Source organism: Pseudomonas farris (genome assembly GCF_019145235.1).
Taxonomy (GTDB): domain Bacteria; phylum Pseudomonadota; class Gammaproteobacteria; order Pseudomonadales; family Pseudomonadaceae; genus Aquipseudomonas; species Aquipseudomonas farris.
This window is the reverse complement of record NZ_JAHSTV010000009.1, coordinates 260,331-272,764: the sequence shown is the minus strand read 5'-3', so window position 1 is coordinate 272,764 and position 12,434 is coordinate 260,331. Positions and strand designations below refer to the sequence as shown.

General features: G+C 59.1%; 11 protein-coding genes. 8 read left to right on the top strand and 3 right to left on the bottom strand.

Annotated elements, in window-relative coordinates; translation table 11 throughout:
* Positions 1–19: 19 nt before the first annotated feature.
* Positions 20–994, top strand: a complete 975-nt coding sequence (locus KVG95_RS20365) for a 2-hydroxyacid dehydrogenase (protein ID WP_217857687.1) — start codon at positions 20–22, stop codon at positions 992–994.
* A 142-nt stretch (positions 995–1,136) separates the two neighbouring features.
* Positions 1,137–1,646: a DUF2165 family protein gene (locus tag KVG95_RS20360; RefSeq protein WP_217857686.1), complete on the top strand. Its 510-nt coding sequence runs from the start codon at positions 1,137–1,139 to the stop codon at positions 1,644–1,646.
* A gap of 29 nt (positions 1,647–1,675) precedes the next feature.
* Here KVG95_RS20360 and KVG95_RS20355 read toward each other — a convergent pair whose 3' ends face one another.
* A complete protein-coding gene (locus KVG95_RS20355) occupies positions 1,676–2,578 on the bottom strand; it encodes a DMT family transporter (protein WP_217857685.1) in 903 nt (300 codons plus the stop codon).
* 138 nt (positions 2,579–2,716) lie between these two features.
* On the opposite strand from KVG95_RS20355, the gene KVG95_RS20350 reads away from it, so the two are divergent.
* From KVG95_RS20350 to fecA, 4 genes are all read left to right on the top strand, one after another.
* Entirely contained in the window at positions 2,717–3,592 is an 876-nt protein-coding gene (locus KVG95_RS20350) for a helix-turn-helix domain-containing protein (RefSeq protein ID WP_217857684.1), read from the top strand.
* A 254-nt stretch (positions 3,593–3,846) separates the two neighbouring features.
* Entirely contained in the window at positions 3,847–4,335 is a 489-nt protein-coding gene (locus KVG95_RS20345) for a sigma-70 family RNA polymerase sigma factor (RefSeq protein WP_217857683.1), read from the top strand.
* Entirely contained in the window at positions 4,332–5,270 is a 939-nt protein-coding gene (locus tag KVG95_RS20340) for a FecR domain-containing protein (protein WP_217857682.1), read from the top strand. The genes KVG95_RS20345 and KVG95_RS20340 overlap by 4 nt, the downstream gene beginning before the upstream one ends.
* A gap of 115 nt (positions 5,271–5,385) precedes the next feature.
* Positions 5,386–7,719, top strand: a complete 2,334-nt coding sequence (fecA, locus tag KVG95_RS20335) for a TonB-dependent Fe(3+) dicitrate receptor FecA (protein WP_217857681.1) — start codon at positions 5,386–5,388, stop codon at positions 7,717–7,719.
* Between the two features lie 166 nt (positions 7,720–7,885).
* Here the strand turns inward: fecA and KVG95_RS20330 are convergent, their stop codons facing one another.
* Both KVG95_RS20330 and KVG95_RS20325 read right to left on the bottom strand, forming a co-directional pair.
* Complete coding sequence (locus KVG95_RS20330) at positions 7,886–8,293, bottom strand: HPF/RaiA family ribosome-associated protein (RefSeq protein ID WP_008070486.1); 408 nt, start codon at positions 8,291–8,293, stop codon at positions 7,886–7,888.
* Between the two features lie 215 nt (positions 8,294–8,508).
* Entirely contained in the window at positions 8,509–9,456 is a 948-nt protein-coding gene (locus KVG95_RS20325; protein ID WP_052966675.1) for a LysR substrate-binding domain-containing protein, read from the bottom strand.
* Positions 9,457–9,591: 135 nt separating this feature from the next.
* Between KVG95_RS20325 and KVG95_RS20320 the strand changes: the two genes are divergently transcribed.
* Positions 9,592–10,968 (top strand): L-serine ammonia-lyase, encoded by a 1,377-nt coding sequence (locus KVG95_RS20320; RefSeq protein ID WP_063341512.1) that lies wholly within the window; start codon positions 9,592–9,594, stop codon positions 10,966–10,968.
* A 63-nt stretch (positions 10,969–11,031) separates the two neighbouring features.
* Positions 11,032–12,333 (top strand): serine/threonine transporter, encoded by a 1,302-nt coding sequence (locus tag KVG95_RS20315; protein ID WP_217857680.1) that lies wholly within the window; start codon positions 11,032–11,034, stop codon positions 12,331–12,333.
* The last annotated feature ends 101 nt before the right edge of the window (positions 12,334–12,434 follow it).

The following is a 12,434-nucleotide window of genomic DNA, read 5'->3' as shown; positions in this document are numbered from 1 at the left end:
GCCCGACGAGCCGCCTCCAATGAAAAAAACCGTCCTCGCCTTCAGCCGTATCACCCCACCGATGATCGAACGTCTGCAACAAGACTTCGACGTGATCGTGCCGAACCCGAAAAACGGCGACATCAACGCCCAGTTCAATGAAGCCCTGCCCCACGCCCACGGCCTGATCGGCGTCGGCCGCAAACTCGGTCGCACGCAACTGGAAAATGCCGCCAAATTGGAAGTGGTCTCCAGCGTCTCGGTCGGCTACGACAACTACGACCTCGCCTACTTCAACGAACGCGGGATCATGCTCACCAACACCCCCGACGTCCTCACCGAAAGCACCGCCGACCTGGCCTTTGCCTTGCTCATGAGCAGCGCCCGCCGCGTCGCCGAGCTGGACGCATGGACCAAGGCCGGTCAATGGCAAGCCACCGTCGGCGCGCCGTTGTTCGGCAGCGATGTGCATGGCAAAACCTTAGGGATTGTCGGCATGGGCAACATTGGCGCGGCCATCGCTCGTCGCGGTCGGCTGGGCTTCAACATGCCGATTATCTACAGCGGCAACAGCCGCAAGACCCAGCTGGAACAGGAGCTCGGTGCGCAGTTCCGCAGCCTCGACCAGTTGCTGGCCGAAGCCGATTTCGTCTGCCTGGTGGTGCCGCTCAGCGAAAAAACCAAACACCTGATCAGCCACCGTGAACTGTCGTTGATGAAACCGAGCGCCATTCTGGTGAACATCGCCCGCGGCCCCGTAGTGGACGAACCGGCGCTGATCGAAGCGCTGCAAAACAACCGGATTCGCGGCGCCGGCCTGGACGTCTATGAGAAAGAACCGCTGGCCGAATCACCATTGTTCCAACTGAAAAACGCCGTGACCTTGCCGCATATCGGCTCGGCCACTCACGAAACCCGTGAAGCCATGGCCAACCGTGCCTTGGCCAACTTGCGCAGTGCCTTGTTGGGTGAGCGGCCGCAAGATCTGGTGAACCTACAAGTGTGGAAAGGCTGACTGAATAAGGGCAGGCGTTTCAAACGCCTGCCTGCTCACTACATACTTTGCAATTCAGTCCACCGTCGTAAAGCAGACACACACGATAGACTCTCCATTACTTACCCGCCCTTACGGGACTTAGCTATGGAGAGCATAAATTTTGAACCCGCCAACAACCGATCAACTTATCAGGTACAGCAAAGTCATATTAATGGCTTATATCAGCTTCTTTGGCCTGCTGGTGATGTACAGCAACTTTACCGACTATGCGACCAATTATGAGTATGTCGGCCACGTTCTAAGCATGGACACCACCCGTGAGAATTTAAACCTGAACTACCGGGCAATTACCTCACCCATGCTCCATCACCGGATCTACTGGATCATTATTACCCTGGAAGTTATTTATACCGCTTTCTGCCTACTTGGCACGTATCATCTTTACCGAAACCTCCATGCGTCTCCCGAAGATTTTCACGAAGCAAAAAAGTTTGCGATTATCGGACTATTGGTTGCCATGTTTGTTTATTACATCGGCCTCCAAGTCATCGGCGTCGAATGGTTTAACATGGATGAGTCACAAACCTGGAACGCCAAGGACTGGGCCCGCCACATTGTCGACTTTATATTACCGTTATTGATTTATGTGGCCGTCAGGATCGAGCGCTGAGCTGTTTAGCGCTCGATCCACAGGGAACCTCACGCCAATTTGCCGTTTCCTTGCACCATCGACGCCTTGGGTTTACGGAACACCAGCACATTCCCCAGCATCACCAGCACCAGCCCCACCAGTGCCGGCGCCGTCCATTGATAGCCTTCGACAAACGCCGACACGTTCAGCGCCACCACTGGAAAGAGTACGGTGCAATACGCCGCCCGTTCCGGCCCCATGCGTCCGACCAACGTCAGGTAGGCGGTGAAGCCGATCACCGAGCCGGGAATCACCAGGTACAGCAACGAGCCGATGTAGCGGGCATTCCATTCCATGTCGAACGGGATGCCTTTGACCAGACACCACACCGTCAACATCGCCGCGCCGTAAGCCATGCCCCAGGCGTTGGTGGTCAGGGGTTTCAGGCCGGCTTTCTGTTGCAGACTCGACAGCATATTGCCGGCCGAGAAACACAAGGTGCCGAGCAACGCCAGACCCAAACCGAGCAAGGTTTCAGGGCTGGCGGTATGACCGGCGAGCTCTGGCCAGAACAACAGGCCCAATCCGAGCAACCCCAGTGCACCGCCCATCAATACATTGCGAGCAATTTTCTGGCCGAAGAACACCCGCGCATTGAAGGCGTTCCACAGGGTGGCGGTGGAAAACACCACGGCGACCAGACCGCTGGGAATCCATTGGCTGGCGGTGAGGAAGCACATGAAATTGATGCAGAACAGGCACAGGCCCTGAGCCAGGCAAATCAGATGCCCGCGACGGTTCATCGGTTGCAGACGACGGCTGAGTAGCAACATCACGAACAGCACCAGCGCAGCGAGGCCGAAGCGATAAACAATCGACACCGGAATCGCTACCACGCCCAGTTGCCATTTCAAGGCAATCCAGGTGGTGCCCCAGATCAGCACGGTCAGTAGATACAACGAAAGGTTCATGGTGAAGACTCCTGAATAGGCCTTCAGTGTCCGGCGCAAAACCTTTTTGCACTTGCATAAACTTGCGCTTTTGTCGGCCGGCGGGCTGGCAGGTCAACGTCTACGGAGTAGGATGCAAGGCGTTGGAGAGAACCGATCATGGCCGCACTGGAAACCTTACAAGTCTTTCAAGCCCTCAACCGCTCGCCCAATGCTCGCCTGGAGCACAGCGCCGAGCTCGGTGACGGCATGGCTGCGGCTTTGTGGAACAACCACCATGACGCCCAGGACTACGAAGCGCCGAGCCATCACACCTTGTCCTGCTACATCGCCGGCGGCACCGGCACCTTTCGCCGCGACCAGCCAGGTAACAAGGGCGGCCCGGACAAGCTGTGCATTCTGCCGGCCGACCATCAGTCAGGCTGGGTGATCAATGGCGATATTCGCCTGGCCCACCTGTATTTCAGCCCCGAACAATTTGCCTTTGGCTGCGTCACGCTGCTGGATCGCGAACCGCGGGAATTGCAGTTGCGCGAACACACGTTCCTGGAAGACCCGCAGCAAGCCCGGCGCTTTCGGCAGTTGATCGCCCTCAACTGGGATGAACCCGGCGAACGCCTGCTCACCAGCAGCCTGGCCCATGAAATGCTTAACCATGCCCTGCTCAGCCAGGTCGGCGTGCGCCAGGGCCTGCGCCTCAAAGGTGGATTGGCGGCGCATCAACGACGGCAGTTGGTGGAATTCATCGACCATCAAATGGCCGAAGCAATCAGCCTCGGGCAGTTGGCGGCATTGTGTGCGCTGTCGGAATACCACTTTGCGCGGATGTTTCGTGTGAGCTTCGGTCTGCCGCCGCATCAGTATGTGCTGGCTCGGCGACTGAGCCGCGCGCAAGAGTTACTGCGCGGGACGTCGCAGCCGTTGGGGGATATTGCGTTGGCCTGTGGGTTTGCCAGTGCAAGCCATTTCACCAACCGGTTTCGCCAGGCGTTGGGTGGCACGCCCGGGGAGTATCGGCAGGCGTTTTTGCGATAGCGCTGCAATCCAGTGGATTTTCGGTGCCTGTTCGGCCGCCTTCGCGAGCAAGCCCGCTCCCACAGGTGACCGCGTTATCTCAGAGGCATGCGGTCGAATGTGTGCGGGCTTGCTCGCGAAGAACGATGACGCGGTCTCCAGATCATCGGATCAGAGAAACCGGCCAGGAGCCGATTGCCGGATGCAGCCTCCGCCCCTACAATGCGAACAATTCTTGTTCTCTAACGTATCGAAATACGTCCGGAGCGGTTCCGTTGTCGTCAGTCACTACTGTCGAAGTCCTTTATCACGCCCATCACAACTGGCTCACCGGTTGGCTGCGGCGCAAACTCGGCTGCCCTGACAGCGCCGCGGATCTGGCTCAGGACACGTTCATTCGAGTGCTGACGGCACGAGAAACGCCCCAAATCATCGAACCGCGGGCGTTCCTCACCACCATCGCCAAGCGTGTGCTGTTCAATCATTACCGCCGTCAGGATCTGGAGCGCGCCTACCTCGATGCGCTGGCGCAGATGCCGGAAATCGTCGCGCCGTCGGAGGAAGATCGGGCGATCATCCTGCAGACGCTGATGGAGCTCGACCAGTTGCTCGACGGTTTGCCGCGTCTGGTCAAACGCGCTTTTTTGCTGGCTCAGCTCGATGGTTTGACTTATCCACAGATCGCCGCCGAACTGGGTATTTCCATTGCCACCGTCAAAAGGCACCTGAACAAAGCGGCGATGCGCTGCTACTTCGCACGATGAACAGTCCTGGGGATTTTTCATCTCAAGTGGCCGAACAGGCCGTGCACTGGTGGATGGAAGTCCAGCAAGGACCGTTAAACCCGCGCCAGCAAATTGCCTGGCAGCAATGGCTCGATGCTCATGGCGAACATCGACGGGCCTGGGAACACATTCAACGGGTCAATCAACGCTTGCGCGGTGTGTCTTCGCCGCTGGCCCATGCCGCCCTCAACGCACCGAAATCCGCCGGCCGTCGTCAGGCATTGAAGCTGCTGCTGATTCTCGGCGCGGGTTCGGCGCTCACCTGGGGCATGCGCGAGCACAGTCCGTTGACGCCGTTGCTGGCCGACTACCGCAGCCCGATCGGCCAGCGACGTAAAGTGCCGCTCGGCGATGGCAGCCAATTGCAGCTCAATACCGCCAGTTCGGTCGATGTGCGGGTCGAAGGTCAGCAGCGGCTGATCCGCTTGCTTGAAGGCGAGATGCTGCTGACCGCCGCCCAAGCGTTTCAAGTACAGACCGCACAAGGCCTGTTGAAAACCCAAGGTGGGCGGCTGAACGTGCGGCAGTTTTCCGATCACACTCACGTGGCGGTGCTCGAAGGCAGCGTCGAATTGACGCCCGATGGCGGGTCGCCACGGATGCTGCAAACCGCCCGGCAGTTGAGCTTCGGCTCACGCGACATCGGCGCTCCCCTGCCACTGGACGCCAACAGCGGCGCCTGGGCCGACGGCATGCTAGTGGCTGCGCACATGCGCCTGGGGGATTTCCTTGATGAACTCAGTCGCTATCGCCGGGGGCAGCTCAATTGCGCGGCGAATGTTGCCAATCTGCTGATCTCCGGGACTTATCCACTGGACGACAGCGAGCGGATTCTTGATCTGCTGGAAATCAGTTTGCCAGTGAAGGTGAGGCGTTTTACCCGGTATTGGGTGACGGTCGAGGCATGGGCCTAGTTATCATTCCCACGCAGAGCGTGGGAACGATCTTCAAAAAAATGAGCCGTTTTTCAGATCTGGCGTGACAGAGAAGGAAAGCCCCCTTGATTCAACCTTCTCAGGATCGCCCTCCATGCAACCCACCCGTCTCACACCTATGGCTCGCACCTTGCGCCAACTCTTGCTGGGCGCCAGCCTGAGCTTCGGCGTTCTGCCACTGGTGCATGCCGCTGATGCCAAGTCGTACCACATCGCACCGTCCTCGCTGGAGAGCGCACTCAACCAGTTCGGTCGTGAAGCCGGCGTACTGATCTCCTTTGGCTCGCAAGTCACCAGCGGTGTGCAAAGTCGCGGCCTGGAAGGCAACTACACCCCTTCGCAGGGCTTGAACGCGTTGCTCGAAGGCACCGGCCTGCAAGCCCGCGCCGAGGGCGACAATGCCTTCAGCCTGCAACTGGCGGGTGATGCGGCACTGGAGCTGGACACCTCGAAAGTGGTCGGCGACTGGCTCGGCGATGCGGCGCAAACCAACGTCTTCGAACACCCAGGCGCTCGAGACGTGATCCGCCGCGAAGAATTCGAACGCCAGGGCGCAACTCAGGCCAGGGACGTGCTCAACCGCATCCCGGGAGTCAATGCGCCGGACAACAACGGCACCGGCAGCCATGATATGGCACTGAACTTCGGCATTCGCGGGCTCAACCCACGACTGGCCTCGCGCTCCACGGTATTGATGGACGGCATTCCGGTGCCCTTCGCACCTTATGGTCAGCCGCAGTTGTCGTTTGCGCCGATCAGCATGGGCAACATGGACGCGGTCGACGTGGTGCGCGGCGGCGGTGCGGTGCGCTACGGGCCGCAGAACGTCGGCGGTGTGGTCAACTTCGTGACCCGCGCCATTCCAGATGAGCCGACGGTCAAGGGCGGTTTCCAGACTGAAACCAGTCCATCGTCCAGCCATGACGGCTTCAAAACCACCGGCAACCTGCTGGCCGGCGGCACGGCCGATAACGGTCTGGGCGGCGCGATTCTGTACTCGGGCACCCGTGGTGGCGACTGGCGCGAACACAGCGACACCGAAATCGACGACCTGATCCTCAAGGGCAAATACCAGCTCGATGATGCCAACAGTTTCAACGCCATGGCCCAGTACTACGAAGGCAAAGCCGACATGCCCGGCGGCCTGAACGTCGCCGATTACGATGCTGACCCGTACCAGTCGACCCGCCCGAAAGACCAGTTCTGGGGCCGCCGCACGATGTTCAACTTCGGCTATCGCTATCAGGAAGATCGCCGCGAGTTCACCGCCAATACCTTCTTCACCAAGACCCTGCGCAGCGGTTATCTGGATCAGGGCACGTTCCTCTCGCTGTCGCCACGCGAGTATTGGGTACGTGGCCTGGAAACCCGTTTCGCCCAAGGCTTCGATCTCGGCCAGACCAGCCATGAAGTCGGCGTCGGCTATCGCTACATCAACGAAGCCGGCCACGAACTGCGCTACCGCACGCCGATCGCCAGCAACGAATACCCGACCACCAACAGTCGCAACGACCGCGATACCCGGGGCGGCACCGAGGCCAACGCGTTCTTCGTCGACGATCGGATCGACATCGGCAAGTGGACGATTACGCCGGGCATCCGCTACGAAATGATCGAGTCGCAGCAGACCAACAACCTGACCAACGTGAAATACAAGGGCGACTACAACACTGCCCTGCCGGCGTTGAACGTGCTCTATCATCTGACCGATAGCTGGAACCTCTACGCCAATACCGAAGGATCGTTCGGCAGCGTGCAGTACAGCCAGATGCCTAACCGGGTGACCAGCGGCGAAGTCAAACCGGAGAAGGCGCGCACCTGGGAGCTGGGTACCCGTTACGACAACGGCGCGTTGCGGGCAGAGATTGGTGCGTTCCTGATCAACTTCGACAACCAATATGAAAGCAATCAAACCAACGACTCGGTGATCGCCCGAGGCGAAACACGTCATCAAGGCATCGAAACCAGCATCAACTACGCGCTCGACGATTTGAGCCCGGCGCTGGCCGGTTTCGATGTGTACGCGACTTACGCCTATGTGGACGCGATCATCCGCGAAGACGGGGCGAACAAGGGCAATCGTGTACCGTTCTCCTCGAAACACAAAGGCACGCTCGGCGTCGGTTATACCGAAGGCGCGTGGAAACTGAACCTGGACAGCAGCTATCAGAGTGATCAGTTCGCTGACAACGCCAACACCTCGGCCGAAAGCGCCGATGGCAGCACCGGCAAGATTCCGGGGTACATGTTGTTCAGCAGTCGCGCGGCGTATGACTTCGGGCCGAAGTTGTCGGACCTGAACGTGGCGGTGGGGGTGAAGAACATCTTTAACCACCAGTACTTCACCCGCTCGTTCGATGACAACAACAAGGGCAAGTACGTGGGAGAACCGCGGACGGTGTATGTGCAGACTTCAATCGCGTTTTGATTCAATGGCGGCTAGCGCACACCCTTGTGGCGAGGGGGCTTGCCCCCTCGCCACAGCAAGCTCCCTCGCGACAGGGACCGGTGGATGCTGAAACAAGAACGGGCCTGCAATGCAGGCCCGCTTTTTAGGTGGAGATAAAGTGGGAAGGTAAAAAGTTAATCAGGCCTCAGCCGTTTTGTGCAGCCTGTTCGTTCTCGAGAAACTCGTCTTCCAGCAGCGCATCGGCCGTAGGCCTTTCGAACGGCACCACAGCGGCACGTGGTTTGCCCCGCAGTTTGCCGAACAGATGCTCAAGCGCATGTTCGAGTTTTTCGGCCGCACCGTCGATCGCCAGTTCCAGGTTAGCGGCTTTATGAGTGACAGAAATCGGTTGGTGGCCTTTTGGCCGCGCTTCCAGCTGACAGCGCATATCGTGGGGACCGGGCTTGTCGCCGTTCTCGTCCCGCAGATGGACCTCGACGCGGGTCAGGTCCTCCTCATAACGTTCGAGCGTGCTCTCAATGGTAGTACGTACCCACTCCTCCAGTCGGATGCTGCTTTGAATATGGTTATCGCTATTGACTTGGATTTGCATAGTTCATCCCTTATTTCAGCTAGCTCGCGAGAGGCCCTTCGGCTGGCCCTTGGGCTTCATCACCGTGACCTCTTGGTTACAAGATCGGTGTGCGCGCAGAACATTTCAACCCCTAAAAAAAGATAAATATTCATTCGCAAAAAAAGCCGGACAACAGGCAAAAGCGCTGTTAATGTCGGGAGTTGGGTCGCCCCTGTCAGATGCCCCCAAGCTGCTCACATCTGCCGCTCCGCCAGCGGGTGCAGACTACGAAATACCCCCGCTTCCTCCACCAGCCAGTCATGCACCGCGCGTACGCCCGGATGACTCAGCGCGCCCGGCGCATAGAGCAGCACGTAACGCTTGTGATTAGGCACCGCCAGGCCAAATGGCACGATCAACGTCCCGCGCTCCAGTTCATCGTTGAGCAGCGTTCGCCGCGCAATCGCCACCCCCATCCCGGCAATCGCCGCTTCGATGGTCAGGTGGTTGCGATTGAAGGTATGCCCGCGCCGCACATCCGCGCCTTCGAAGCCGATAGCGTTGAGGTAAAACTCCCACTCCGCGTACTCGTAACTGCCGCGCCAGGCGGTGATGTCGTGCAGCAACGGAAAATGCACCAGGTCTGCCGGGCCGTGCAGTGGCGGCCTTGCGCGCAACAGGCTCGGGGCACACACCGGAAAAATCTGCTCATCCAACAAGGCTGTGGATAACAATCCGGGATAACTGCCGTCGTTCAGGTCAATCGCCAGATCGAAATCGCCTTCATGCAACGGAACACTGCTGTCCTCGGCCACCAGCCGCAGCTGAATATCCGGAAAGCGCTGTTGCAAACGCGGCAGGCGCGGGGTCAGCCACTTGCTCAGGAACGAGGGAATCGAGCGCAACCGCAAAATCCCGCTGATCATTCCCGCATCCAGTCGTCGCAATTCTGCATCGATGCTGCCGTAGGCCTCGTTGACGGTGATGGCCAGTCGCTGGCCTTCGGCGCTCAATTCCACACCCCGGGCGCGACGATGAAACAGGCGAAAACCCAGCCGCTCTTCCAGTTGGCGAATTTGCTGACTGACCGCCCCCGGCGTGATGTGCAGTTCTTCGGCGCAACGGGTGAAGGACAAGTGCCGCGCGGCACACGAAAACACGTGCAGCCAGACGTAAGTCTGGGCGTGCAATTGGCGACTCATTGTTTAGTCCTGCTAAAGGCTGTCTTAGGAAGTTTCGTTGGTCACGTAGGACCGAGGTTGGCAGTATCGCCGACATTGCGCTTGTCCTACAGAAATGGCGGCGATTTCTCTTCCATTGCTTGTATAGGCTTTAGCATGGCTATCAGTGTTTTCGATCTCTTCAAAGTCGGCATCGGTCCGTCCAGTTCCCATACCGTCGGCCCGATGCGCGCCGCCGCAACCTTCGCCCAAGCCCTGATTGACCAACATTTACTGGCCGACGTACGGCGGGTAGAAATTCGCCTCTACGGCTCCCTTTCGGCCACCGGCGTCGGCCACGCGACTGACCGTGCCTGCGTCATGGGCCTGATGGGCGAATGGCCGGACAGCATTGATCCGAATTCAATCGACAGCCGAATCCAGACCTTGCGTGAAACCGGCGAACTGAGTCTGGCCGGCAAATCGACCATTGCCTTCAACTGGCAGCGCGATCTCCTGCTGCTCGACGAGAGTCTGCCCTACCACCCCAACGCCATGTCTCTGACAGCCTTCGGCGAAACCGGTGAGCTGTTCGAGCAGACGTACTACTCGGTGGGCGGTGGTTTCATCATCGAAGCAGCCGAAGCCGAGTCCGGCATTGCGCCGGCCAGCGATGTGGTGCTGCCCTACGATTTCTCCAGTGCCGCCGAATTGCTCAAGCTCTGCAACCAGCACGGTCTGCGAGTTTCCGAGTTGATGATGGCAAATGAACGGGCCTGGCGCAGCGACGCCGAGATCCGCCAGGGGTTGCTGCATATCTGGTCGGTAATGCGTGAATGCGTCGAGCAAGGCTTGCGCCACGAAGGCATCCTGCCCGGCGGTCTGAATGTTCCGCGCCGCGCCGCGAAATTGCACCGCAGCCTGTTGGAAATCGGCAAACCGAATGTCATCAGCTCCACCCTGTCAGCCATGGAGTGGGTCAACCTGTTCGCCCTTGCCGTGAACGAAGAAAACGCGGCCGGCGGACGTATGGTGACCGCGCCTACAAACGGGGCGGCGGGGATCATTCCCGCAGTGCTGCACTACTACATGAAATTCAACCCGGACGCGTCGGACGATGACGTCGTGGCGTTCTTTTTGGGCGCTGCGGCCGTAGGCATTCTCTGCAAGAAAAACGCTTCGATCTCTGGCGCCGAAGTCGGCTGCCAGGGCGAAGTCGGTTCCGCCTGCGCCATGGCCGCCGCCGGCTTGGCCGATATACTCGGCGCCACCCCGGAGCAACTGGAAAACGCCGCCGAAATCGGCCTGGAACACAACCTCGGCCTGACCTGCGACCCCGTTGGCGGTCTGGTGCAGGTGCCGTGCATCGAGCGCAACGCAATCGCTGCCGTGAAGGCGATCAACGCCACGCAAATGGCCCTGCGCGGCGACGGCAAGCACTTCATTTCCCTGGACCGGGTGATCCGCACCATGCGCGATACCGGCGCCGACATGCACGACAAATACAAAGAAACTTCACGGGGCGGCCTGGCTGTTAGCTGGGTGGAATGTTGAAGAACATTTCCTGACAGCCCGCAATACGTGAGCCCGAGCAAGAATAATAACGAGGCAAAAACGATGACCGATGTACGTACACCTGCTGCCGATAATCCCGCTGTAGACCTGACACGCAATAGCGAAATAACCCACAAAGGCTGGAGCAAACACGACACCACCTGGATGCTTGGCCTCTATGGCACGGCGATTGGCGCCGGCACGTTGTTCCTGCCGATCAACGCCGGTGTCGGTGGTTTCTGGCCGCTGCTGATACTGGCGGTGCTTGCGTTTCCGATGACCTTCTTCGCCCACCGTGGCTTGACGCGTTTCGTGTTATCCGGGCGTTCCGGGGACATCACCGAAGTGGTGGAAGAACACTTCGGCATCGGTGCCGGCAAGCTGATCACGCTCCTGTATTTCTTCGCGATCTTCCCGATTTTGCTGGTGTACAGCGTGGCGCTGACCAACACCCTGAGCAGCCTCATGGAGCACCAGTTGCACATGACCCCGCCTCCTCGGGCGATTCTGTCGCTGGGGCTGATTCTCGGCTTGATGGCGATCGTCCGTTGCGGTCAGGGCGTCATCGTCAAATGCATGAGCGTGCTGGTTTATCCGTTCGTCGCAGCGTTGCTGCTGCTCGGCGTCAGCCTGATCCCGAACTGGAACGGCGCGTTCTTCGCCACCGCCAGCGAAGGCATGCCCTTGCCGCTGTTCTTCCAGACCTTGTGGCTGGCGATTCCGGTGATGGTGTTCTCGTTCAACCATTCGCCGATCATCTCCGCTTTCGCCGTCGATCAGAAACAGCGTTATGGCGATCAAGCCGAACGCAAAAGCAGCGGCATTCTCGCAATCGCTCACGCCATGATGGTCGTCACGGTGATGTTCTTCTGCTTCAGCTGCGTGCTGGCGTTGTCCCCGGCTGATTTAGCCGCGGCGAAGGCGCAGAACATCTCGATCCTGTCGTATCTGGCCAACCACTTCCAGACTCCGGTCATCGCTTACGCCGCGCCGTTGATTGCGCTGGTGGCAATCACCAAATCCTTCCTCGGTCATTACATCGGCGCCAGCGAAGGCTTTCAGGGCCTGATCGTGAAAAGCCTGCGTGGCCGTGGTCGCGTCATGTCCGCCAGTTGGTTGAACCGCATCACTGCGCTGTTCATGATCCTCAGCTGCTGGGCCGTGGCGACCTTCAACCCGAGCATCCTGGGCATGATCGAAACCCTCGGCGGGCCGATCATCGCGTGTCTGTTGTTCCTGATGCCGATGTACGCCATCCGCCGCGTGCCGGCCTTGCGCCAGTACTCGAATCAGGCCTCGAACGTGTTCGTGGTGTTGATCGGTTTGATTGCACTGTCTGCGATCATCTACTCGTTCATGCCCTGAAACGGGCAGGCAAAAAGAAGGCGGGCCAGGTGCCCGCCATTTTTTTGCCGTGTTCATTGTTCGACAATTTTTCCGGCATGCACCTTGCTATATCCCCTACG